We start from the raw sequence: 25,106 nt of genomic DNA, 5'->3' as shown, positions 1-25,106 counted from the left end.
ACCTGTGAAGAATAATTGAAGCGACCTGCTATCCCCGTATAGTGCTTCTAAGCTCAACACCAAGGGTCGATTTGCGATAATTATCGCCACAGAAATTTCGTACGCTACGAGGCACGTTTGAAACTCGTCGATAAAGCCGAAATCTTGAAAGATGCGGAGACTCGTGGGCTCCGGAGAGCGCTCTTTGTCACGGCTCTGGATATGGAGATGAGTGCGGTCAGGGCACATCTAACGCATCTTGGGTCCTGTCAGGCGCGCGACGGCAATATTGTTGAGATCGGGCAGTTTTCCGCTCCGGGCGATGAGTGGCTCGTTGTCGTCACCGAATCCGGTGCCGGAACACACGCAGCGCAGACGGCAGTGACATATGCTTCCGTAGATTTTGGACCGTTCGAGGTCATGTTGTTCGTTGGGGTTGCGGCGTCTAGAAAACCAGAGGCTCCTATCGGAGCTGTAGTTGTCTCAAACCATGTCTATTTTCCTTACAGCGGCAAGTACCAAGGTGGCGAATTTTCCAGCCGCCCTCACACCTTCCCAGTTGATCCGCGTCTGGTTGGTCTTGCGAAGAAGCTTCGCCGCGATAGCGAGTGGCAGATGCGCATTCGCGATTTGCTCAGACAGAAGCTCCCGGACACATCCGTCTATCCTCAGCCTTTTCCACCAGGCTGTTTTGTTGCGCCAATCATCTCCGTCGAAGCAGTATCTGCTGACGCCGAGTCCGAACTGGAAAAACAGATTTCGAAACACTACGGCGATTCCCTCGCGCTGGAGATGGAAGGCTACGGTGCGCTCTATGCAGGGTCGCTTGAGCGGACGCCAAGCATCGTGGTCCGTGGCATTTCGGATATGCGCAAAGAAAAAACGCCAGAACTCGATGCCATCTATCAACCTGTCGCTGCCGCTCATGCTGCTGCGTTCGGGTTCGAACTGCTCGCTGCATGGAGTCAATCCTCTCCGGCGCTGCGTCCCGCACCAGCTATTTCAGCAACACCAGAAAGCGGAGGGGCAGAGGAGAACATAACTTCTGCATCAGCAGGCGTTGAAAGCGCGCGAACAACACTTGTCCTCAATTTCGCTGGGAACGCCACCGATTTTCCCAAAGAAAAGATCGATCAGATAATTGATGGGCTTCGCTCGATAACTGGCGATCCAGAACTTAGTCTCGTGCGCACCGAAGTCGGATCTTTTCACATTTTCGTGTCCGCGCGAGTAGCCGACATTGCGCGGCTGAGCGCGCAGGAGACGTTCCGGCTCTTGCAGGAGAAGTTTCAGTCACGCCTGCTGGGCGTCTCGACAGAATCCGAACTCTTGTCTACGCCGACATTGGGTGTCAGCATGCTGGAAGCATCCCGTCCACTCCTTGATTGGCCTAAGACCCTTCCAGATGGAACCGCAATTCATCGCCCCGAACTAGATCACCTGTTATCGTTAGTTCAAGATTCTGAAAGCAGCACAACGGCGCTCTTGGGACTACCTGGCGCAGGAAAATCTGCACTGCTGGCAGCATTCGGCCAGCGCCTTCATGACCAAAACATTCCATTTCTGGCGATTAAGGCAGACCTCCTAGACCTCGACATTTCTAACGAAGAAGGTATTTCACGATCCATCGGACTGGATCACGTTCCATCAAAGCTCCTACTTGAGCTGTCGCGCACGCGTCCCACCGTGCTCATCATTGATCAGCTCGACGCACTAGCTGGGTATGTGGACCTACGCACCGGTCGTCTCAATGTCCTGCTCAACCTTGTCCGCAAGCTGAGCGGCTCGCGGAATATTCACATCGTTTTGTCCGCCCGTACTTTTGAATACGACCACGATGTCCGCCTTCGAACCATTCATGCTGAGAGTCTTAACCTGGAGTTGCCGCCCTGGAGCACGGTACTCAGCGTTTTGGAAAAGCATGGCATTCAGGCGGCAGGGTGGCCTGCAAATGCACAAGAAGTCATGCGCTCGCCGCAGGCGCTTGCGACATATCTCAAGTTGGGCGAACGCGCGGGCAGCGAACCGTTCGCCAAATATCAGACCATGCTCAATCATCTTTGGGAGGAGCACATTCTGAAGCGGCCCGACGGCGCCAAGCTTTCCAAGCTCGCGGGAAATATCGCCGAGCAGATGGCGGAACTTGAGACCATGTGGCTGAATTCAGCGCGTTTCGAGGAAAATACCAGCGAACTTGATACCTTGATCGCTTTGGGCATCCTGACGCGCTACGGCGCGGCCGGGCGAATCGGATTTTCACACCAGACCGTCTTCGAACACGCGCTTGCGCGCGCGTTCTCACAGCAGACCGGCCGACTGTCTCGGTACATACTGGAGCGCGAAGCCTCCTTGTTTGTCAGGCCGAAACTCTGGGCTGCTTTGACATATCTGCGGGACGTTGAGCCTCCCACATATCTCACGGAACTGCGTGCCATCTGGTCGACACAGAATCTGAGGATTCACTTGCAGCATCTCTTGATCGAGTTTTTGGGGCAACAATCTGAACCAATCGACCCGGAAGTGCTCCTGATGGGGGACGCCCTGAATTCCGCGCATCGCCAGATTGCATTGCAGGCGATTGTCGGCAGTGATGGATGGTTCGGGCGTTTGCAGCACGCAATTGCCGCCGCGATGACAATACCGGGCGAGGATAATATCGCGGCGGCTATTCTGTCCCGAGCCTTCAGTTCCGCGCCGGAGACAGTCACTTCATTGCTGCGCTCCCACTGGCTGCCGGACAAACGGTTTGACCGCCTCACGCTATTCGTCATTCAGTCCTGTCCACACTGGACAGAAGGCGTTCTCGAAATCGCAAGTTCAGTTGCTGCCCGCTCGGCGACATCGCCGTATGAATTCGATCATATCGTAGGTACGCTTGGCGCATCCCAACCAGATATGGCGCTGCGATTTGTTCGGTCTCAGCTCGATGCCCAGCTCAAAGCAGCGATAGAAGAAGGCCAACGCCGTATGGCACTTGTCCCACCTGAGGGGGATGATGACAGGATTGTCTGGCGGATATCGAACTCGCCGACCGAGCCGATTACAAAAGTCATCGAGAACTCCAACGGATGGGACAGTCTCGAAGCGCTTGCCAGAGAGCACCCTAAGGATTTCCTGAGAATTTTGTGGCCGTGGTTCCGCCATGCAACCGATGTGTTGCGCGATCTTGAAAACGACACCGATGGCCCGGGTTTCGCACTAAGCTATCAGGTCGATTTCCGCTTCGATGGAGAGTCCCCACTGGACTTGCCTGAACATCCGATTCAAGGCGCACTAAGAACAGCGGCGGAAGAACTGGCAAAGGAGGACGAAGCGGAGTTCCTTGGCTGGATCGACCGCAACCAGTACGATGATTCAACGCCCGCGCAGCGCCTGTTCGCATATGCCCTTGCGAGTCAGCCGGAAAAATACGCCGATCAATCACTTCAGTTTTTTCTGCAGGATACCAACCGCTTTCATCTGGGAAATCTTCAAGACACCCATAGCACAACGACCAAGCTCATCCGCGCTGCAAGCCCGTATTGGTCTGACAGTCAGGTGAGGATTTTTGAAAAGACGGTCTTTGATTATTCTCCAAAGCCACGATCGGGACTGGATGCGAGCTCAAAGCGCTATTTTGGTCAACGTATCCGTCGCCTGAAGACGGATCTTCTAGAAGCGTTGCCGCGTGAGCGCACGTCCGAAGAGGTGAAGCGATTCATCACCGAGCAGCGAAGGCAGTTTCCTGCTCAAAAGGATGGTGTGCGATCCTACGGCCCTCAATGGATCGGATCAGCGATAGCAGCCGAAAATCTGGCGAAGGCCAGTGATGACGACATCATCAACGCTTTCACAGAATTGCCCGACGCCAGTGGTTGGGACCATCCGAAGCACTGGATGAAGGGCGGGAATGTTCAGCTCTCACGAGAATTCGCCGAATTCGCAAAGTCGAAGCCAGACCGGGCTTCCGCAATCATCAAGAAGATGACGCCCGACATTGGAACGCGCGCAGCCGGATATGCGCTGGATGCAATGGCAGAAGCGGCTTCCGCCGAACTCATTCTGGAGCTGATCAATCATCTTGATCAGCGCGGCTTCTCTGGTGAAGAGTATCGCGGTAGCGCAGCCAGAGCTGTCGAACGGCTGGTCAGGCGTGATCTGAACATCGATGAGAAAACCATTGCGTTACTCGAAAGCTGGCTTGCGGAAAAGCCCGCAGTTCCAGAGCGTGAGGATTCGGATGATGAGGACGATGAAGAAATTTTCACGGCTGCGACCAACGATGCCAAAAAAGAGGAGCGACAGGAAAGTATACTATGGGGAATGGGCGGACTAAGGATTCTGCCCCACGGTAACTATCCGATTATTGAGGTTTTGTTCCAGATATTCCTTCGCAATAAAGATTATCTTCGCGTTATATCGATGCTGAACGGGCAGCTAAGCGCAGAAAACGATAGCCGTATCTGGGAGGCGTTGCTACGATTTCTGCCGTACATACCATCGACACATATTAGCGAATTAACTGACTTTCTGGATCGCCTGTTCGGCCAGTATCCCGAGCTTGCCCGCACGCACGAGGGGTTGCGTCTGTTGGCCCAACTTCACTGGAAGGCGGATGCCTTTGTGGGCTCTCTGCTTTCGCGCTGGGACTACTCCGCATCAGCAAGCAATGAGCAGGGATATGGTGAACTAGTCGCGCTAATTTCTCTCGTCCAGCCTAGCCTCGACTGGCCCAAGAAGCTTCTCAACGAAATCCTTTCGAAACCCGAGCTTTCAAATGCTAGGATCGGCGCTGCATACGCGGCAGTAAATGTTTGGTCCGAAGAGGAATGGCAGGTCGCGTGCTCAACCCTGCTTCAGAGAATTATCCCAATCGCAGACAAGCTCGCTTGGGTTGCGATCTTCGATCTCTTCCGCCTTGTCGATGAGATAACGCCGGAGCCGCACTGGATACAGTTGCTGAGGACAATCGAGGAGCACCTTGCCAACGCAAAAGGTGTGAATTCCAGTTTTGTTGTTGAGCGGCTGCAGACACTGCTCCCGCACTCCGGACAGCTTGTCGGAAGATTTGCTCGTGGATTGATTGCCAACTGGCGCACGGAACTGGCCGACATGAGCACTGGCACTGCGACCGTTGCCCCTGAATTTGTAGACATAGCAATTACGCTTCACCGGCTAGGACCGGATACGCGCGAACTTGGCACTGAGCTGTTTGAAGACCTGCTTCAGGCAAACGCATATACTGCCAGGGAAACACTCGATCAGATTGACAACCGATTCAGAAGCATTCCAACCTCACGGCGGCCGAGGCTTCCACGGCGTTCAAGGAATGCTCGTTCTCGGCGCCAACCAAAATCAGTTGGCGGTGAATGATGAGTATTCTCGCCGGCGATCCACTCACACAGCTTGCTTTCTCGGTGTACGAGAACAAGGGTGTGTTTGCCGTGGTGCTGGGGTCTGGCCTTTCGCGCGCAGCGGAAATTCCTACCGGTTGGGAAATCACGCTTGACCTGATCCGCCGTGCTGCGCTGGCGCAGGGAATAGAGGATCAGACCGACTGGGCTGCGTGGTACCGCAAGACCGCAGGAGAAGAACCCAGCTACTCCAGACTCCTTGAAGAGCTGGCTTCATCGCCTGAGGAGCGACGCTCAATCCTGCACAGCTACATAGAGCCGAGTGACGAGGATCGTGAAGCGGGACGCAAAATTCCCACGGCTGCACACAATGCTATCGCAGAACTTGTGCGTAGCGGCTATATCCGCGTCATCGTCACAACCAACTTTGATCGACTGATGGAAAACGCGTTGCGAGAGCGCGGAATCGAGCCAACAATCGTGTCATCCGTTGACGCGCTTTCCGGCGCCGAGCCGATTACACACAGCGCTTGCTACATCCTCAAACTGCATGGCGATTACAAGGACGCGCGGATTCTTAACACGGAGGCCGAACTTAGCGGCTATCCAAAACAGTATGACACCCTTCTTGATCGTATCATGGACGAACACGGGCTCATCGTTTGTGGCTGGTCGGGCGAGTGGGATAGCGCGTTGCGTGCGGCATTTCTTCGAGCGCCAAACCGTCGCTACTCAGTATTCTGGGCATCTCGCGGAAATCTTGGTAGCGGGGCACAGACAATCGTTGACCATCGCCGTGCACGCGTTATCGCCATTAATGATGCAGACAACTTCTTTCGAGGATTGCAGCAGCGCGTCGAAACGCTCGAACAGAGTAAGCGCCAGAATCCTTTCAGCATTGAACTTTTGGTCAGCAGTGCAAAGCGTTTTCTGGCAAAGCCGGAGTACCGCATCCAGATGGATGAACTCTTTGCCCAGGAAGCGGATCGTCTGTTAGCGCAACTAGGCACGTCCGAGTTTGAAATTATTTCGCAAGGAGACGCCGACGCTTTCCGCTCGCATGTACGCAGCTATGAGGCCGCCACAGAGGCGCTAACCTGCATGGTCGGCGTTCTAGCTCGCTGGGGAGATGACACGGAGTTCTCGCTTGTGCTGGATATTATCCAGAGCCTCTACACCTATGCAAAGCGACCTGGTGGCGGCTCTGTAAGGCTACTAAACCTACGTTCATATCCAGCAGTACTCATTTTCACGGCATACGGTCTTGGGCTTACGCGGGCAACGCGGTGGGCAATGCTTCATAGGATGTTCAATGCGAAGGTTGATCAACAGTATGGAGAGCCGCAGCGCCTGATTGACGTTCTCTTCCTGAATATTTGGGATGGAGATGAGAACGAGGCATTCAAAAATATTGAAGGATTCGAAAAGCGAAAGACAGCGCTAAGCGATCACTTGCTGACGATATTCCTGCAATGGGCGAAGACTTTTGTTGGCCTTACCCCGAACTTCGAGCTCATGTTTGAGCGCTTTGAAATTCTTGGATCACTAGCGAATTTCGAACAATATTCAAAGGCTCGAGTGAAGGAGACCCTCCAAGGCGACCCTCGCAACGGCTGGGAGTTCATGGCTTTCGGACGTGCTGCATGGGACGGTAAGAACAGGGATAAGATTCTCAGCGAAATGCAGACGGACCCGTTTAAGTTGGAGTTGGTGCGCTCAGGCTTTGCCCAGGGGGATCCTGAATTCATAGACCTTTTTGCTCAAAACTTCGCACGTGTCGCTGCGCGAGTAAGGTGGCAATAATCGGTGCTGCAGTTCGGTGGCGCTTTAGACAGTCCGAACGACCGAGATTAGCCGTATTTCCGCCAGACTGTTGCGGGGCCGGAAGTGGTCCGGCAGCTAACAGTTAACGCAAAGGGAGAAAGCCGCCGCCTGCCGGCGAGCCTCAAGCTTTTGGGAAACCCATGCTCAGGAAGTTGCGCTGATGAATCTACTGTAACATTGACGCATGCGAATCGATTTGTCAGGTCAATCGGTCGATGCCTTAGCTGAGATTATCTCGGGCGGCTCGGCCGGCGGCTACGAGCCGTCAATTGGCCTTTACCGGCAGGGGTGGCGATTGGAGGCTTGGTTCAAGGGCTTTGGGGTACCCTTCGACATCAAAGGCGAGAGCCGTTTACCTGCCACAAAGACGGCCATCCATGGCGCAATGTTCATCGACACAGGCAACGGCGAACTGCTCAAACAGATCATCGAGAGCGCGGCAGACCCGCGCGACTTCATCAAGGAGCCTGAGCGACACACCGCTGTTGTCGAGTACCTCAACAAGCACTTGTTCTATGACGGACTCAAGTTAGAGCCGGCCGGGCGCACAGTGCGCCTGGTCGAGATTGTGGAAACTGCTCCGGTTACCAATGAGCTTTCCGCAATGGCCGTCGGCATCGACTTCGATACGGTCAACCGGGACCTAGATCGTGCGCTTCGAGCGGCCGTCGCAGACCCCGAGTTGGCAGTTACATCGGCTTGCGCAGTCGTCGAAAGCGTCTGCCGCTCTATCCTTGTTGAGCTGGAGCTCGACTTCCCTGCCAAACAGGACATCAGCTCGCTCTATCGCGCAGTACGCGATCCACTTGGTCTGGATCCAATGAAAGAAGGTTTGGCGCCCGAGATCGTCAACGACGTGAAGGCGGTACTCTCCGGTTTGGTTACTTCGGTGCAGAGCATCGGCTCCCTGCGCACTCACGTCGGCGGCGCCCACGGCAAAGAGAAAGGCTTCCGACGTATCGATGCCCCAATAGCCAAGCTTGCTATCCATTCCGCGTCCGCGATCGCGCTCTTCATCATCGAGACGTGGCAACTGCGCCATCCTGGGCGTGCGCTGCCACTGCGCGACAAGCCGAAAGAAGCGTCATGAGTGAGAAGCCGATAATCCTGAAGTTGATGCCCGATCGCGCGGACGAAGGCCTTCGTGTCGCCTATCATCCGAAAAAGGTCGGTGACTATGAGATCGAACTCCAACTCAAACCGGAAGCACTGAAAGCGGCGGCGAAAGCCAACGCCGACTTCGAGGCGCCGACAGAGCCGATCATTCTTGCCCGATACAAGGCCTCGACCCGCACCCTCACCACATATCCGATCACCACAACCTTCGGGGCCTACTTCCTCGAGCCCAAATACCTCCATCTAGAGACCATCATTCTCGAAGACGTCGACTCACCGGGCGCGATCAAGGACGATGACTACCTCTACTTTGAGGAGTTGCCAGTGGGCATCGTCAGGGAGCCCTTGGCCGGCTTCGGCTTGACTTACGACATGCGATTTATCGCGGAGGCGGCAGAGCACCAGAGCGCCGTTAGCACGCTGCGAATCTCGAACGACAAAGGGGTATCCCGCAAGGGCGACGTGCTTACGATGTCGTACTCGATGTTCGACAAATTTCGTCGCGATATCAACCGAACGCACAAGCGATCCATCGATCTGGCAAACAGGGCGAAGCGCGAGTACCTCGACGCCAATCTCAACATCATGCTTGACCCAGACTTCGACCTTCCGATCGGCGACGGCACCCGTCGCCCAGTCGCCGATATCCTTGCTGAGACGCTCATCGGCAAGTCTCGATCGCCGGAGGCCGAAGCCAAGGCCGCAGCTCGCACGGTCAAGAAGTCGGTCAGGACGTTGGCAGAGAAAGAGCCGGGGGAGCTGCTCGAGTTGCGTCGTGAAATCGAGTTCGTGTCGCTTGAGGAGCTGATCGAGATTTTCGGTAGGAAGCTCGGCCAGACCGGTCTGCAAGAGCGTCACTGGCAAGAGTTCTTCAACGCAAACGCTTTTATTCTGCAGCTGGCTTTCAACCTGCCAGCGCTGGCCTTCGGCGACCAGGTCGCGGTCGGTGGCACGAAATTCGATGGTAGCGGCGGCAAGCTGGCTGATTACGCCATCAGGCTCGGACTGTTCGGCAACCTTGCACTGATCGAGATCAAGACGCCCAAGACGGCCTTGCTTGTGAAACGTCCCTACCGCGGTGGCGTATACGCGCCTTCCGAGGAACTGAGCGGTGCGGTTACACAAGTGCTTGACCAGCGGCACCAGCTGCAGAACGACATCAACAGCAAGAAGATCGCCTCGAAGGCGTACGACGTTTTCACCTACGCGGTGCCCTGCATCGTGATCGCAGGTCAGTCGCCCCCCACAGACGAAGAGAAGAAGAGCCTCGAGCTTTACCGCAATAACCTACGCGACGTGATTGTCATCACATTCGACGAACTGCTCGCCAAGCTGAAAGCGCTCTATGAATTTCTGGCTAAGAAGCCCGAACCGATGAAGCCTGAGCCACTGAGGCGAAAGCCGGTCGAGTCTAGTGATGACCTGTTCTAGTGACGCGGTCCGATATTGCCGCGCACTAACTACCTAACTACAGGGGAGAGGCCGTATCGCGACCTCAACGTCGGGTAGGGCATTTTGTTCTTATCACGCGACTGGGCTCGGCGGCCGTTGGCCACTGACTATGAGTGCGACCACTTTCCATCTGTTGCTGACACGCCCCTCTTCGAAAAGCAGACGGGCCGCTTTCTGTAGCTTGCGTACCATACGCGAACGGCCGGGATGAGGGCGCCAAGCTGCCGTTCGATGTAACTCCATTCATCCAGAGAGGATGCTGGAAGCGCCCATTTTTCTTTCGATCACTTGACCTGCCACTGAACTGTCATCCAGCTGCGATTAGAGCCTCGACCGTTTTTGTTACGCCTTGTGGCGCGGGTTGAGCAACCGGCGGAGGCGCGGAGCCTTCCATCAGCACAGCGTCGGAGCCGGTTGCGGTGATGACCTCGGCATAGGCTGCCGGGGTCTGGTAGCCGAGCGAGGAATGTGGCCTGGCGGTGTTGAAGTCCTCCCTCCATTCGGCGATGGCGCTTCGGGCGTGGTCGAGACCGAAGAAGAGGCTCTCGTTCAACAGCTCGTCGCGCATCCGGCCGTTGAAACTCTCGACGTAACCGTTCTGCATCGGCTTGCCCGGCGCGATGTAGTGCCATTCGATCCTGCAATCCTTCGACCAGGCGAGGATGGCGTTCGAGGTAAACTCGGTGCCGTGGTCGGAGACGATCATGCCCGGCTTGCCGCGGTGGGTGATCAGTTCCGTCAGTTCACGGGCAACCCGACGGCCGGAGATCGAGGTGTCCGGGATCGCGGCCAGGCATTCGCGCGTCACGTCGTCGACGATGTTGAGCACGCGGAACCTGCGGCCGCAGGCGAACTGGTCATGCACGAAATCCAGCGACCAGCGCGCGTTTGGCTTTGCCTCGACCAGGATCGGCGCCCGCGTGCCGACCGCTCGCCGCCTTGCCCGGCGCTTGCGCACCGTCAGGCCTTCCTCGCGGTAGAGACGATAGATGCGGTTGACCCCAGATGCCTCGCCCTCGCGCCTGAGCAGGATGAACAGCCGCCTGTAGCCAAAGCGTCGGCGCTCGTTGGCGAGGTCGCGCAACCTGCCACGCAGCTCCGTCTCGGGCGGACGCCGGGACTGGTAGCGGATCATCCTGCGATCGGCGCCGACGAAGGAACAGGCCCGACGCTCCGACAAGCCCATGACGGCCTGCAGATGCGCGACGGCTTCGCGCTTAACGGCGGGCCCTACCATTTTTTTGACAGAAGCTCGCGCAGCGCCGAGGCTTCCAGCATCTGATCGGCGAGCAGCTTCTTCAGCTTGGCGTTCTCGTCTTCCAGCGCCTTCAGCCGCTTGGCGTCGGACACGTCCATCCCGCCATACTTCGCCTTCCAATTATACAGCGTCGCCTCCGAGACCCCGTGCTTGCGAGCCAAATCGCCCGCCTTCGCTCCCGACTCGTGCTCGCGCAGAACCGCAATGATCTGCTCTTCCGTGAACCGCTTTCTCTTCATCAGTCCGTCCTTCGATCAAGGGCCGGACTCTAATCTCAGATGGAGGAAATTCTCAGTGGCAGGTCACACTCCAGATTTCTGGTCACCGCATGCGTGCGAGGGCCGCATTTTCCGGTATCGCACACTACCAGAGTAGATGCTCCTTTGATTGGCATCGGAAAAACCCTTCAATGCAATTGCGGCAATTAGCTAAAAAAAAGGGCGCCGGTCGGTCCCTTGCGGAAATCTTCGTTCTTCAAGGGCATATGGCCAGGGGGTTCTGCTGCTAAACGATGATAACTGGATCCAGTTTTACGATTGTAGGGAGAGATCATGAAGGAAAATACCTCTTTACATCCGACCTAGACTATCGGTAATTTCCGATGCACTTGAGGCGAGTTGTCAGTTCGTCATCGGATATTTTCGACAGCCAAAACCACTGGAGGATGCAGTCATGATGCTTTTCAAGGGATTCATCGGTCTATGCTTCGTCGCGCTGATCGCCCAGCCAATCCTCGACTGGCTGCAAACTAAACTGGTCTACAAGGATGACGGTTACGGCGTTGCGCGCCGCAAGGTAATCGACGAGCAGATGAGGCTTGGCGCGAGTTGGGGCGACGCACAGGACACGCTCTTGATGTGTGAGATGCTGGCGAGGGTTCGTCGAGAGTCAAGCGACGCTGCGCGGGCCAACCCTGCGCTGTGGCTAGAACATATTGACGAAGCCAAAAAGGGCGCGGCCGCGGAAATTTCAGCGTACAAACCATACCTGGTCAGCAGGTTCATGAACTCTGTCGACGCCCTGCCCTACTCGCACATCCTTTATCCGCACGAAGCCAACATGATAAATCGAAGCTGTACGATATCGACGACCGCTGTCAGTCCGACAGAGGATCAATGGGCCGCATTGCGCACCGTTCGAAATTGATCCATTCGAGAGGAGCACGGTGGCTCAGCCGTGTACCGTTCGCAGCAGCCGGCTGCCCTGTGGCTCATCGGTTATTACCTTCGGCCAGTCTTTATGAGCATCGAAACATCACCGCCCCGCCAAATAAACGGGTATTTCCTTTTAAGGCTGCGATGCGTCGAGATCTTCCGACCGCCGGTAGCCAGTCTTTTGGTCCGTGCATGCGCTCAAGGCAGCTTGAATGGCATCGAATTTATAGCGGGCTAGCCCATTCTCTCGGTCCCGCTTCATCTAACGCACTAGCTCTGCTTGCCGGCGCGAAGCTTTGCTACCTATCTTGAAACAGCCCCTTCACGTCCCCGAGATTGGCTAGACGCGCTACGGACAGGGGTGGCACCCGCGTTTGGGGCCCGGCAGCCTCCTGATTCCGGCGTATGGCGGCAAGGTGGTCGACCATCAAGCCCATGTTTTCCGCGATCAGTCCAACGCAATAGAGCACGGACCCAGACACAATACTTGAGAGACCCAAGGCCCATAGAGGCGTCTGAGCAAAAGCCACAGAGGCCCTCGCGCCGCCGAAGACCCCGGCAAGAATGCAAACGACCCCTATTGCGACTGACAGTATGCCGGCAACCTTTGCAATTCCGATCATAAGCCCCTCGCGATGTCGTCCGCAGCCGCTATTGGCAATGTTGCTATAATCGGCTTGGAAGACCTATTCCGGTATAAGCCGACACGTGTCAGGATCACTGATGCGATCCGCTGGCGAGCATAACTTCGCGAGTTCGTTATGGATAATGCGCTGAGCAGCGTTGTGCCGAGCTATCTGTCGCTGGTCGGCCGCTACCTTGAATGACCATGCGAACTGGGCGATGTAGATGATACCTGCTATCGCGACGATCACTGCAGCGATCGTGATGATCCCACTTTTCGGCACTGTCGGCCACGACGATTTTGGCGGGCGTTCATCGAAATAGTTTTTAGGAAGAATGTTGTTGTCGCTCATGGCTACTCCCCTGACCGGATCGGGGAGTTAAGAAGCCTTCAGGTGGAAGACCGCGACAGCCTTTAGAATTGCGTCCTGGACATACGCTGACGCCTCCCCGACCACGGTCGGAGAGTGCGGATATCGGCAGCACTGATGCCGCCACCTGAAGGGGTTCTTATGCCCCGGATCGGAAATTCCCGATCTGGCGCGGACCTTAATGTCGCTAACGCTCAACGGCTAGCCCAGATTGGTAATTTCAGCGAAGTATTCTCAGCGTCTGACAGTCTCCTTGCATCGTACAGCTGGTCCGAACCGATGTGGACATCGGTCATAGATACAATCCGCGCTGGTTCCTGCCTGGCTGCGGCCGGAGGACTGCAATCGACCGCGCAGCAATCTTGTTGTTCATAGCGGTTTAGCATGCGGCATTGCGACTATAATACAAGTCATTCGAGCCAGGCCGCGCCTAGGGCGGATTGGTATTGATGCCAATCGGTTTTTTCCTCCTCGCCATTGGCACGTCCTTTCACTGGGGCTTCTTCAATCCCCCCAGTCATAGGGATCGCGCCTGTCCGACCTCGGCGGCGGTTCTTCGTCATCTTCATCGTCTTCTTCTTCCTCGTCATCCAGCGTGAAGGTTTTTTCCTTCATGTCTGGGTAGGCTTCCGATGAAGGATGAGGCGTGTCCTGGTTTAGCTCTCCGCCGACAGGCGGAAGATCACCATTCAGAAAATCCGACAAGATTCGTTGCCCATAAACTGGACGCCGTCCGTTGTCTTCTTTCGTTGGATCTTCTTTCGAAGGTCTCCTTTCGTAAGGTCTAGAAGCGCCAACGCGTGTCGAAGCGTCGCTCGTTTTTGTCGCAGCGTGAACCGAATGTGTCGGAGCGTCGCTCGAATGTGTCGAAGCGTCGGCCATTCGTGTCGAAGCGTCGTTCTTTGTAGAAGCGCCACCGTCTGTCGCAGCGCGTGCATTCGCAAGGTGCGCAGGCAGCGACAGGAAAACCCGCCGGCCCGTAGTGCGATAGACCGCTCCGATCTTGATCTTGATCGCTTCGCAGTTTCCGAATCCCTCATCGCGCATGTCAGCAAAACACCGCTGAACGGTACGCTCGCTGCAGGAATATTCCTTTGCGATCCACTCATCGTCACGGTGCATTGAGAGCGTCTTCACCATGAACTGATCGTGTGCGATGCAAGCGCCTTTCAAGGCGCGTCCCGTGAGATTCCGTTTCGCGAGGTCGAACCATTCAGCAAGCAGCGCTCGACGCTGTTTGATGTCGTCCGACCAAACAAGCAAAATGCTCTCGGCCGCTTCCTTTGCCTTGCGATCGATATTCTGGTAGGAACTATCTCTGCTTTTTTCGTTTTTCGCCTGGTCGCCCTGATCGGGCGTTTCTTTTTCGGGCGCAGCCTTATGTGCCGCGTGCATCTTCTTTGCTCCTTTTTGAACGTATGCGATTGACTTCGCCCCGGATTCCCGCGCGTGCCGCGCGAACCAGCCCTGCGGCGTCAGCACCGGTCACGCCGAATCTGAGCCGTAGGTCGCGTCCATAGATTTTCACTGCCACCTCGATGGCCGCAGAGAGATCCCGGGAGTTCGGAAGCGCAGCCTCAAGCTCAGCTGCAATTTCCCGCAGTGCGGGCACAACCAGGAGATCGCGCCGGCGCAAGTCGACGACGGCCGCGCGCTGCCGCTGCAGCGGTTTCGCCGAGCTCGCAGGGGGTGGCTGGAAGCGGACTAACGTCGACATAGCTATGCGAACTCACGGGCAAACTTTGCGAGTCGGATCGCTGCTATGGCGTCCGCCACAGACATGCCAAACGTCTGGCGCACGGCCGGGAACAATGGCCGCGGCTGTGGGTGCCGGCGGTAGCTCCGCGGCATCAGGCGGCCTCGCCCGGTTGGGAGCGCTTAGTCTCAGCTTCACGGAGGCAATCGCGCAGCCAGCCGACACGCCAGCGATTGGTGGCGCCAATTTTCATCGGGCTGGGGAAGCGGCTCGCGGCAATGCCTCTGTCCAGCGTGGCTCGGGATATCGGGGAGCGTTCCCCACCCAGTATGCGGCAGGCATCGTCGCTGCCCACCAGATCGTCATCTTTTAGTTCCGCGAGTGTGACTTTCTCAACGGTCATCAATGTTCTCCTTGCGGTTCAAGTTGCCGCAGGGAACATCGCTCAAACGTCAGTCAGCTGTATTGCCGGGAATTTTACGAATCTGGTGGCAGAAGCGAATCCGCGTAGCGCTTGTGTTCGTAGTAAAGCTGATTTGCCAACGATCGGCCCACATTACACTCCTGGCCAACTCTCTCGAAAAGATGATCGTCGATCGGTGTGTTAGGTTCACGTGCTCGAATTCGTCCAACGGCTAAGAAAACCTCTAGCCTCGCCGAGCGGCGCACCTTGGCTTTATCCAGGTGGAAGCCTTTCTTGTACGGCCTGCCAAAGGCCTCGTCCCATGATGCCGACCTCAGGTTCAGGACTGAGTAATACCCTTCCAAAAAAGCCTCCGCCGCCCAACGGGGAAGAACTAGATCATATAAGGCGCACTGGCTGATAGCTTGCATGAGCGCATATTTATCGCCAGCGGCAAACAACTTCTCCAATTCGGGCAGGAATTCTAGCGCACGTTGTTGAGAAAACCGCTTGAACTCCGCGTCTTCAGTCACGCCGCCGGTCGTCGGAATATTGACGGTCTGGTCCATCACGCCGCCCTCTCCGCAATCGGCACTACATTTGCGACGGCGCCGTCGAAGAGGATGCCGGCGAGCCGGTCTGCCCAAATGTTCAGCGCTTCGGTTTTTTCCTTCAGATAGTCGTACCGCGCGTAGACGGCTGTGGTGATCGTCCCTTTGATCGACGTGATGTGATTCAGGATGTGGCCGATGATGAAGGGATTGACTCCGAGCTCGGCAAGATGCGTCGCGCACGTCCGTCGCAGATCGTGGCATGTGAAGGGCTCAACGCTCAGGATTGTCGTTCTGCCCGTTGTAATGACCTCCTGGCGCTTTAGGGCCTTGGCTATCGCGGCGCCACCGACTGGCCCTTTCCCGCCGACGCCTGGGAAAATGAACTCTGATGGCTGGCGCTCCATCCGCTTCGCCAGCTTGTCAGCGTCCGCCAATTGTTCGCGGATCATGTCTACCGCCATGCTCGGTAGCGGAAGGGTGTGCCTGTTGGCATTCTTTACCCGCTCAGGCGGCAGAACCCAAAGTGCACGATCGAGATCAATTTCATCGCGTGTCATCCCGCAGACCTCGCCGACGCGGGCACCCAGGATCAGGCAAAGTCGAATAATCCGCCTGCTCCCCTCCCACATATCAGCGCTAGCGAGAGCTTTCCACATGACGTGAATTTCGTCCGCGGTCAGCACGCGATCCCGCGCGACTAGCTTGGCCGGCGGTTGCATGCCTTCCATCAGGTTCGCATCAAGATCGCCGCGACCTCGCGCCCACCGAACCATAGCGCGAAGATCCTCAAACACGCGCACCGCCTCCGTCGTCGCTCCACGGTCTGTGATCGCGTCAATTGCCTTCGTCAGATCGCGCCGATGCAAGCCGGAGAGCTTCACATTCCCGATCACGCCAGTCGAGGCGCCTTCGATCGTGTGGCCTTCTGCGTCCTGTCCGCTGACATTCTTACGCAGGCGCCGCGCGACCTCGTCCCCGCTACGATTCTTTGAAGCGCGCCGCGTGACGTAGTTCTCGACGAGATCTGCAACCGACATCGAGGCCGCTTCGGCCTTCTTCTCAGCAATGGGGTCCGCGCCGTTGATGATACCGCCTCGCACCTCCCTCGCCTTCTCCCGGGCCGCCGCCAGCTTGATGTCTGGGAACGTGCCTAATTTCATCCGTTGACGTTTTCCATCGGAGAGGCGCGTATAATGAAGGTAGAACGTCCGCGTGCCGCCGGACGACGCTGTGAGGCAAAGGCCCTTCACGATTGCGTCGAAATAATCGGTTTGTCGGCCCGTCGTGGGCTTCGCGGCCTGGCAAAACCTGTCAGTCAATTCAACCTTCGGCATTACACCCCCCCTGACCAACCGGTGTTGATGATGTACGGGATGATGTACGCCAGATCATGCGGTATGTCGAGTGAGCTTGAGGAACGCTGATCGGCATTGATCACAATTTTTCGTATTCTGATCAACGCTTTGACGCCATCAACGCTCACCAGCGCAACTCATCGAAAATCAGTAGAAAACCTCTGTTAACCGGTTGGTCGCTGGTTCGAATCCGGCCCGGGGAGCCAACAACTTCAAAAGCTTTGCAAACTGACGGGCGCCCAGCCCATGGCCCAAACGGCCAACCACCTTAGGCAGCCTGCAAGTCCTATTCGAACTCGTGTCTCGGTAGCGCTTTCCCGGCGTGTTCAGGACTTGGTCAAAAGTCTCCATTCCATCTGTCCAATGCCATCCGGCGGCGACCCTTACGCGATACCGACAAGGGTTTGCGCGTGGGCATGAAGCTGTCGGGCGGCCTGACGGTATTCGATCACGTCACCGCTGCAAACAACCAGGAATTGCGCTGCGAACTCGTGCGTGTTTGTAGCCGAGATGGCAAGCATCGACTGCACGATCTCCGACATGTCCTGATAGACGCGTTTCAGATCGCCGTCGGAAATGTCGAAGGAGATCGAATTCATCAGCGCCTGCCACAGTCGGAAGCTAGCCAGGATGGGGCTTTCGTTCGAGTTTGCGGCAAAAATCCCTTCTGCCGCCGCAGCTCCGGTTAGCGGAAAGGAGACGGTCGTGCCTGCCATAGCGCGTTTGGTCATTGCATCATACGTCATATCCGAGCTCCTACGACTGTATGCAACCTTATGGGGCTGCCGATCCGACGCCGCATTGCGCGGGGTCAAATCCGGCAACGCCGAAAGCCGGGGTAGAACCAGTGCTGTCTCCTGACGAAGACGATAAACAGACCAACTGATCGGCCCTCGGTGGAAGAGGAGGCGGCGGAATATGAAGGAAGATTTCGGCTCGTGGGTCGATGAAGCCATTCATCGCGCCGCTCCCGCTTGCGCGCGGTTTGCCGCCGCGCAATAGATGCGTCGGTTCAGGGAGGAATCATGCGGAAAATCCTGGTATCGGCACTGCTGCTTGCCGCTGCGCTCTACGCAAATTGTGCCCTGGCTCTGGACAGCAGCAGCACGCCTGTCGTCGTCACACCGCTCGCATCACGCACGACCACCGCGTCCGGCCAGCCGATCACGCTGCCGCAGAAGAATGTGCAAGTGTTGGTGTCGACGTACGACATCGCGGTCGGCGCAACCTTGCCGGTGCATCGGCACCCCTTCCCGCGCTACGCCTATGTCGAGGCCGGAACGCTGAAGGTCACCAATGTCGAGACCGGCAACAGCAACACCTACAAGACAGGCGATTTCATCATCGAAATGATCGGCCAGTGGCATCAGGCCACCAACATCGGTGATATCGAGGTCAAGCTCCTGGTGATCGATCAGGTCGAGGCAGGCGCCAAGAACACGGAATTGCGCCAGTAGCCACGAATCCTATGCCCACGCCGAAGGCGGCGGGAAGGCAATGCGCCGCCCGCCCTCCCGGGTTGCTCCCTGGCCCAAATGGCGACGCGCCGTTCATGCTTTCCTGGCAACCGGTCCGATGCTAGGGCTTTGCGCAATCATCATGAACAGGATCGCCCCTTGACCGCAGAAACCCGCCCGCCGCTGATCGAAATCTGTGTCGAAGGCATTGATGGCCTGCTCGCCGCGCAGGCCGCCGGCGCCGACCGGGTTGAACTGTGCGCCAGCCTGATCGAAGGCGGCATCACGCCGAGCCTCGGTACGGTGCGCGCGGCGCTGGACCAGGCGAGCGTGCCGTTCCACGTCATGGTGCGGCCGCGTGGCGGCGATTTTCTCTACAGCGAGACCGAATACCGCTCGATGCTGGCCGATGTCGAAGCACTTCGCGATCTCGGCGTGCCCGGCGTCGTGTTCGGCTGCCTGAACGCCGAGGGCACCATCGACGAGAAGCGCATGGGCGAGTTGACGCAGGCGGCCGGCTCCCTGAACGTCACCTGCCACCGTGCCTTCGATATGACGCACGATCCGGCCGAGGCACTGGAAGCGCTGATCCGCTGCAAGGTCGGGCGCGTGCTGACGAGCGGCCAGCGCGACACCGCGATCGAAGGCCTGCCGTTGCTTGCCGATCTGGTGCGTCAGGCCGGCGACCGCATCATCATCCTCGGTTGCGGCGGGCTCGATCTCGCCAACATCGCCGAGGTGCGCGCAAAGACCGGACTGGCCGAAATGCATTTCGCGGCGCTGAAGGATGTGCCGAGCGCCATGCGCTACCGCAATGCCAAGGTCGGCATGGGCGGCTCCGATCTCGACCGCGAATACCGCAACACATTGACGGACACACCGCTGGTGGCAGCGACGATCGCGGCGGCCAAGGCATGACGTCTGAGATAGAGCGCATAGCGCCAGGCGACGAGGCAGCCATTCTGGCGCTCAACAATGAGCATGCCGCCGAACTGTCCTGGCTCGAGGCCGAGCGGCTGTCGTTCCTGCTCGGCGAGGCGTTCTATGCGCGCCGCATCGGCGATCTCGAAGCCTTCATCATGACCTTCGACCAGGAGGCCAATTACGACAGCCCGAATTTCGTCTGGTTCCGCGAACGGTACGAAGGCTTCATCTATGTCGATCGCGTCGTCGTGGCGGCGCATGCAAGGGGCCGCGGCCATGCACGCCGGCTCTATCAGGACCTGTTCGAGCATGCGGAGCGCGCCGGCCACACGCTGGTCACCTGCGAGGTCAACGCCGATCCGCCCAATCCCGCCTCGGATGCCTTCCACGCGGCGCTGGGCTTCGCCGAAGTCGGCGACGCCGTGATCCATGGCGGCAAGAAAGCGGTGCGTTACTACGTCAAGCAGATCGTCGCCTGATCGCTGGCCACATAATGAAGCTCAAACTAATATAGGGTTCCGCCAACTGGAAGAACCGCCATGCCAAGCAACGTCTTCCGCTTCGACGAAAGCTGGCACATTCCCGAAGGCACGCCGCAGCAAGTGTGGGACGTGCTCTCCGACGCCGAACTGCTGCCGCTATGGTGGGGCGAGGTCTACAAGGAAGTGGTTCCGCTCGACGGCAAGGGCAAGGCGTCCGTCGGCTCGCGGGTAAAGGCACGGGCGCGCGGCGCCCTGCCCTATGAACTGAATTTCATCATCGAGGCCGCCGAACTCGAGCCCGGCCGGCTGGTCGTGGTGAAAACCCATGGCGATTTCGACGGGCTGTGGCGGGCCGAACTGTCGCCGTTGGGCACCGGCACCCATGTCCAGCTGACTTGGCAGGTCACGGTCGAGAGGCCGATCCTCAAATTCCTCGCCCCTCTGCTGCGGCCGGCCTTCGCCTGGAACCATCGCTGGACAACGCCGCGCGGCGAAGCCGGCCTGCGACGCTATCTCAGGCTCGGAACAACAGTGCCTCGGCGCGATGAGGCCTGAATCACCAGTTGCGGTTCAACCATTCACGCGCCGGGCGCTCGATGAGGTAGTAGCTGCAGAGCGCGCAGGCACACACCCCGGCCAGCATCGGCCATGGGTTACTACCTTGCTCGTAGACGAATTTGTAGAACGGCTGCTGCCACAGATAGAGCGAATACGACCACAGGCCCAACGTCGCCATTGGCCATGACGACAGCAGACCGGAAAAAACCGGAGTGCTGAAATCGAGCGCGTTGACGGCCAGCGCCAGCAGCGGCACCGCCAGGAGATAGTGGATCGGCGTCGGCACCGGGTCCATGAACAGCAGCACCGCGCCAGTCGCCGCTGCCACGGCGACATAAGGCCCCTTCAGCACCGCCGGCAGTTTGCCCTCGGCCTTGAGCAGGCAGATCGAAGCCGACAGCAGGATCGAGGCGATGTGCACATCGGTGCGCCAGTAAGTGGCCTCGTAGTCCAGCTTGAACACCCAGTACGAAATCGCGCCGTTGGCCATGGCGAGCAAGGCCAGCGCCACCAACAACGGGATAACGCGGTTGCGGCTGGTCACGGTGGCGCTGATCAGCGCCAGGATCACATAGGCATGCTCCTCGATGCAGAGCGACCAGATATGGTCCAGCGCCCCGGCACGGGTGACCAGGATTCCGGCGTAGTTGTAGGTGAAGGTCAGCGCCGTCAGCGCCGCCTTCCATTTGAACGCGATGAAGGTGCCGGAGAGCGCGACCATGGCAATGATGACGAAGACCAGAAGTGCTGGATAGATGCGCGAGAAACGGCGTTTGAAGAATTTCTTCAGCGGATAGCGTTCGATGAACAGGATTTCGGCCATCAACCGGCCCGAGAGCACGAAGAAGAATTCGACGCCCAGCACGCCGAGATTGATTCCAGGAACCGGAAAGAAGTGCCCGATCAGCACCAGGGCGATCGACAGGCCGCGCCAACCATCGAGATAGGCCAGTCTTGTCCTCGCCGGTCTGTCGGCGACGGACCGGGACGGAACCATATGGGTCGCGGAAATTTCGGACATGCCGATCCCTTCGCATTGGCATACGAAAGGGCACGGCGATACGCATCCGAACCCGGCTCGCATTCCCGCCCACACCTATACTGCAGTGCAATATAAATTTGTGCAAGTGCGAGATTGCTGCCAAGGCAGTTCCTTGGGCAGCAAGCCGCCGGATTTGCTTCAAGCAAACAAACGGTGCGCTGCCGCGATTCTGGGCGGTACAGGCCGCTGCATGCGAAAAAGGGGCCACGATGGCCCCTTTCCTTGTCCATAACTGCTCGTCGCGTCAGGCGCTGGCTGCCGCTACGGCACGCTTGGCCATGACCGCGATCAGATTGGCGCGGTAGTCGGCGGAAGCGTGGATGTCGCTCATCAGGTTCTTCGCCGGCACCTTGACGCCGGCCAGTGACGCAGCGTCGAAATTCTTTGCCAGTGCTGCTTCGATTTCCTTCGAGCGGAAGACACCGTCGTCGCCGGCGCCGGTCACGGCAACGCTGACGCCGTCCTTGCCCTTGGCCACGAACACGCCGACGATGGCGTAGCGCGAGGCCGGATTGCGGAATTTCTCGTAAGCCGCCTTTGCCGGCGCGGTGAAGGTAACCGCCGTGACGATCTCGCCATCCTTCAACGAGGTTTCGAACAGCCCCTTGAAGAATTTGTCGGCCGGTATCTCGCGCTTGTTGGTGATGATGGTGGCACCGAGCGCCAGCAGTGCGGCCGGATAATCCGCCGCCGGATCGTTGTTGGCGATCGAGCCGCCGATCGTGCCCTTGTGGCGCACCGCCGGATCGCCGATCAGCGATGCCAGATGGGCAAGCGCCGGACAGGCCTTGCGCAGCTTCTCGTCATTGGCGACATCGAAATGTGTGGTCGCGGCGCCGATGGTGACCGTCTTGCCCGACACTTTTATCCCCTGCAGATCCTTGATGCGTGAGAGGTCGACAAGGTCGGAGGGTGCCGCCAACCGCGTCTTCATGGCTGGGATCAAGGTCATGCCGCCGGAGAGCAGCTTGGCGTCGCCACTCTTCACGAGCTTTGCGGCGTCAGCGACCGAGGCGGCACGGTGATAGTTGACCGAGTACATGGTTGTTCCTCCTCAGTGCTTCGTCGCGGCGCGGATCGCTGCCCACACGGTGGACGGCGAAGCAGGCATGGCGAGATCATTGCTGCCGATGGCATCGGTGATGGCGTTGATCACCGCCGGCGGCGAGCCGATGGCACCCGCCTCGCCGCAGCCCTTGATCCCCAGCGGATTGCCCGGGCATGGCGTGTTCGAAGTCGAGACCTTAAATGACGGCAGATCGCCGGCGCGCGGCATTGTATAGTCCATGTAGCTGGCCGTCAGCAGCTGTCCGCCGGCGTCATAGTGTGCGCCTTCCAGCAGCGCCTGGCCGATGCCTTGGGCAATACCGCCATGCACCTGGCCCTCGACGATCATCGGGTTGATAATGTTGCCGAAATCATCGGCGGCGACGAACTGTATGATCTCCGTCGTGCCGGTCTCCGGATCGACCTCGACCTCGCAGATGTAGCAGCCCGCCGGAAAGGTGAAGTTCGACGGGTCGTAGAACGCCGTCTCCTTCAAGCCGGGTTCCATGCCGCCCGGCAGATTGTGAGCCGTGTAGGCGGCAAGCGCCATCTGGAACCACGGCACATTCTTGTCCGTGCCGGCGACCTTCAGCGCACCATTCTCGATGATGATGTCGCCCTCATCGGCTTCGAGCAGGTGGGCGGCGATCTTCTTGGCCTTGGCCTCGACCTTGTCGAGCGCCTTGACGATGGCCGACATGCCGACCGCGCCCGAGCGCGAACCATAGGTGCCCATGCCCATCTGCACCTTGTCGGTATCGCCATGGACGATCGAAACCGAATCGATCGGTACCCCAAAGCGCTCGTTGACCAGTTGCGCGAACGTTGTCTCGTGGCCCTGGCCATGGCTGTGCGAGCCGGTCAGCACCTCGATCGTGCCAACGGCGTTGACGCGCACCTCCGCCGATTCCCACAGGCCGACACCGGCGCCAAGGCTGCCTACCGCCGCCGACGGCGCGATGCCGCAGGCCTCGATGTAGCAGCTCATGCCGATGCCGCGCAGCAGTCCCTTTTTGGCGGCGGCTGCCTTGCGCTTGGCAAAGCCGGCGTAGTCCGAAGCCTTCATGGCCGCATCGAGCGAAGCCGCATAGTCACCGGCGTCATAGCACATGATGACCGGCGTCTGGTGCGGAAACGAGGTGACGAAGTTCTTGCGTCGTAAATCCGCCGGCGAAACGCCGAACTGGCGTGCGGCAGTCTCCATCAGGCGTTCCATGACGAACGTCGCTTCCGGTCGCCCTGCCCCGCGATAGGCATCGACGGGTGCGGTGTTGGTGTAGATCGCCTTCACATTGGCGTGGATCGCCGGGATGTTGTACTGCCCCGACAGCAGCGTCGCGTAGAGATAGGTCGGCGTCGCCGACGAGAACAGCGACATGTAGGCGCCGAGATTGGCCTGCGTCTCGACCTTGAGACCAAGGATCTTGTGATCCTTATCGAAGGCCATTTCGGCATGGGTGTGATGGTCGCGGCCATGCGCGTCGGTGAGGAAGCTTTCGGTTCGGTCAGCCACCCATTTGACCGGAACGCCGGTCTTCTTCGAGGCCCACAGGCAGACCAGCTCTTCCGGGTAGATATAGATCTTCGAGCCGAAGCCGCCGCCGACATCCGGCGCGATGACGCGCAGCTTGTTTTCCGGTGCGACATTGTAGAAGGCGCTCATCACCAGCCGTGCGACATGCGGGTTCTGCGACGTCGTCCAGCAGGTGTAGTGGTCCTCGGCCTTGTCGTAATGGCCAAGTGCGGCGCGCGGCTCCATGGCATTGGGAACCAACCGGTTGTTGATGATGTCCATCTTGACGACATGAGCTGCCTTCTTGAAGGCGGCGGCGGTGTCGTCGGCATTGCCGATGTCCCAGTCGAAGATCAGGTTGTTTTCGGCCTCCGGATGGATCTGCGGTGCGCCCTTGTCCATGGCCTTCGAGGCATCGACGACAGCCTTCAATTCCTTGTAGGTGATCTCGACCGCTTCGGCCGCGTCGCGGGCCTGGCCCTTGGTCTCGGCGACCACGATGACCACCGCGTCGCCGACATAGCGAACCTTGTCGAAGGCGAGCGGCGACCACGCCCCCATCTTCATCGGCGAACCGTCCCTGGAATGGATCATCCAGCCGCAGATCAAATTGCCGATGCCGTCGGCCTTGAGCTCCTTGCCGGTCAGCACGCCGATGACGCCGGGCATGGCTTGCGCCTTCTTCACGTCGATCTTCTTGATCTGCGCATGCGCGTGCGGGCTGCGCACGAAGGCCGCATGCTTCATGCCGGGAACCACCATGTCGTCGACATAGCGGCCGGCGCCGGTGATGAACCTTTTGTCTTCCTTGCGCGCGACCCGAGCGCCAACACCTTCAATGCCCATAAGAAATTCCTCCCGAGATAGCGAATAATGAGTAGCGAATAGGGAGTAGGGAGCGGCGAAGAACGGCGGGGTGGAGCTTGTCAGCGGACACTGACTACTCGCTATTCCCTATTCGCTA

At 58.2% G+C, this 25,106-nt stretch carries 19 protein-coding genes and 1 pseudogene; 9 read left to right on the top strand and 11 right to left on the bottom strand.

All coding sequences use genetic code 11. The annotated features are described in order from the left end of the window. Positions 1–117: 117 nt before the first annotated feature. From EB235_RS19615 to EB235_RS19600, 4 genes are all read left to right on the top strand, one after another. Positions 118–5,331, top strand: a complete 5,214-nt coding sequence (locus EB235_RS19615) for a hypothetical protein (RefSeq protein WP_027029362.1) — start codon at positions 118–120, stop codon at positions 5,329–5,331. Next, a complete protein-coding gene (locus tag EB235_RS19610) occupies positions 5,328–7,115 on the top strand; it encodes an SIR2 family protein (RefSeq protein ID WP_246741397.1) in 1,788 nt (595 codons plus the stop codon). Before EB235_RS19615 ends, EB235_RS19610 begins: the two co-directional genes overlap by 4 nt. 205 nt (positions 7,116–7,320) lie before the next feature. Continuing rightward, positions 7,321–8,226 carry an abortive infection family protein gene (locus tag EB235_RS19605; protein WP_027029364.1) on the top strand — a complete coding sequence of 302 codons (906 nt, stop codon included), beginning with the start codon at positions 7,321–7,323 and terminating at the stop codon, positions 8,224–8,226. Beyond that, positions 8,223–9,683, top strand: coding sequence for a Shedu immune nuclease family protein (locus EB235_RS19600; RefSeq protein ID WP_080680740.1), 1,461 nt, complete (start codon positions 8,223–8,225; stop codon positions 9,681–9,683). Before EB235_RS19605 ends, EB235_RS19600 begins: the two co-directional genes overlap by 4 nt. Before the next feature lie 328 nt (positions 9,684–10,011). On the opposite strand, the gene EB235_RS19595 is transcribed toward EB235_RS19600, so the two are convergent. After that, entirely contained in the window at positions 10,012–11,082 is a 1,071-nt protein-coding gene (locus EB235_RS19595; RefSeq protein WP_245268851.1) for an IS3 family transposase, read from the bottom strand. Further along, positions 11,049–11,201 (bottom strand): annotated as a pseudogene (locus EB235_RS34795) (transposase); the annotation flags it as partial. The gene EB235_RS19595 and the pseudogene EB235_RS34795, both read right to left, overlap by 34 nt. 433 nt (positions 11,202–11,634) lie before the next feature. Between EB235_RS34795 and EB235_RS19590 the strand changes: the two are divergent. Continuing rightward, positions 11,635–12,108, top strand: coding sequence for a hypothetical protein (locus EB235_RS19590; protein ID WP_027029365.1), 474 nt, complete (start codon positions 11,635–11,637; stop codon positions 12,106–12,108). A 694-nt stretch (positions 12,109–12,802) separates the two neighbouring features. Here EB235_RS19590 and EB235_RS19585 read toward each other — a convergent pair. The 6 genes from EB235_RS19585 to EB235_RS19560 form a co-directional block, all read right to left on the bottom strand. After that, positions 12,803–13,093 (bottom strand): hypothetical protein, encoded by a 291-nt coding sequence (locus EB235_RS19585; protein ID WP_027029367.1) that lies wholly within the window; start codon positions 13,091–13,093, stop codon positions 12,803–12,805. Positions 13,094–13,615: 522 nt separating this feature from the next. Continuing rightward, positions 13,616–14,593: a hypothetical protein gene (locus tag EB235_RS19580; RefSeq protein ID WP_155256282.1), complete on the bottom strand. Its 978-nt coding sequence runs from the start codon at positions 14,591–14,593 to the stop codon at positions 13,616–13,618. A 368-nt stretch (positions 14,594–14,961) separates the two neighbouring features. Then, positions 14,962–15,210 carry a helix-turn-helix transcriptional regulator gene (locus EB235_RS19575; RefSeq protein ID WP_155256284.1) on the bottom strand — a complete coding sequence of 83 codons (249 nt, stop codon included), beginning with the start codon at positions 15,208–15,210 and terminating at the stop codon, positions 14,962–14,964. A 74-nt stretch (positions 15,211–15,284) separates the two neighbouring features. Continuing rightward, entirely contained in the window at positions 15,285–15,779 is a 495-nt protein-coding gene (locus EB235_RS19570) for a hypothetical protein (RefSeq protein ID WP_027029371.1), read from the bottom strand. After that, positions 15,779–17,098, bottom strand: coding sequence for a tyrosine-type recombinase/integrase (locus EB235_RS19565; protein ID WP_027029372.1), 1,320 nt, complete (start codon positions 17,096–17,098; stop codon positions 15,779–15,781). The genes EB235_RS19570 and EB235_RS19565 overlap by 1 nt, the downstream gene beginning before the upstream one ends. A 404-nt stretch (positions 17,099–17,502) precedes the next feature. Next, entirely contained in the window at positions 17,503–18,075 is a 573-nt protein-coding gene (locus EB235_RS19560; protein WP_155256286.1) for a hypothetical protein, read from the bottom strand. Positions 18,076–18,144: 69 nt separating this feature from the next. On the opposite strand from EB235_RS19560, the gene EB235_RS19555 reads away from it, so the two are divergent. The 4 genes from EB235_RS19555 to EB235_RS19540 all read left to right on the top strand — a co-directional run bounded on the left by EB235_RS19555 (position 18,145) and on the right by EB235_RS19540 (position 20,537). Next, complete coding sequence (locus EB235_RS19555) at positions 18,145–18,576, top strand: cupin domain-containing protein (RefSeq protein WP_027029374.1); 432 nt, start codon at positions 18,145–18,147, stop codon at positions 18,574–18,576. A 159-nt stretch (positions 18,577–18,735) separates the two neighbouring features. Then, on the top strand, positions 18,736–19,494 hold the full coding sequence (locus EB235_RS19550; protein ID WP_027029375.1) for a copper homeostasis protein CutC: 759 nt from the start codon (positions 18,736–18,738) through the stop codon (positions 19,492–19,494). Then, on the top strand, positions 19,491–19,979 hold the full coding sequence (locus tag EB235_RS19545) for a GNAT family N-acetyltransferase (RefSeq protein WP_027029376.1): 489 nt from the start codon (positions 19,491–19,493) through the stop codon (positions 19,977–19,979). The genes EB235_RS19550 and EB235_RS19545 overlap by 4 nt, the downstream gene beginning before the upstream one ends. Positions 19,980–20,039: 60 nt before the next feature. Beyond that, positions 20,040–20,537, top strand: a complete 498-nt coding sequence (locus tag EB235_RS19540) for an SRPBCC family protein (RefSeq protein WP_027029377.1) — start codon at positions 20,040–20,042, stop codon at positions 20,535–20,537. A gap of 1 nt (position 20,538) precedes the next feature. Here EB235_RS19540 and EB235_RS19535 read toward each other — a convergent pair whose 3' ends face one another. The 3 genes from EB235_RS19535 to EB235_RS19525 all read right to left on the bottom strand — a co-directional run bounded on the left by EB235_RS19535 (position 20,539) and on the right by EB235_RS19525 (position 24,988). After that, the gene (locus EB235_RS19535; protein ID WP_027029378.1) at positions 20,539–21,561 is read right to left on the bottom strand and encodes an acyltransferase family protein; all 1,023 of its coding nucleotides are present in this window, start codon (positions 21,559–21,561) and stop codon (positions 20,539–20,541) included. A gap of 265 nt (positions 21,562–21,826) precedes the next feature. Then, a complete protein-coding gene (locus tag EB235_RS19530; RefSeq protein ID WP_027029379.1) occupies positions 21,827–22,624 on the bottom strand; it encodes an FAD binding domain-containing protein in 798 nt (265 codons plus the stop codon). Between the two features lie 12 nt (positions 22,625–22,636). Next, entirely contained in the window at positions 22,637–24,988 is a 2,352-nt protein-coding gene (locus EB235_RS19525) for a xanthine dehydrogenase family protein molybdopterin-binding subunit (RefSeq protein WP_027029380.1), read from the bottom strand. Positions 24,989–25,106: the final 118 nt, after the last annotated feature.

This window comes from Mesorhizobium loti R88b (genome assembly GCF_013170845.1).
Classification (GTDB): Bacteria; Pseudomonadota; Alphaproteobacteria; order Rhizobiales; family Rhizobiaceae; genus Mesorhizobium; species Mesorhizobium loti_B.
The sequence above is the reverse complement of the archived record's forward strand: the minus strand, read 5'-3'. Positions and strand labels throughout refer to the sequence as shown.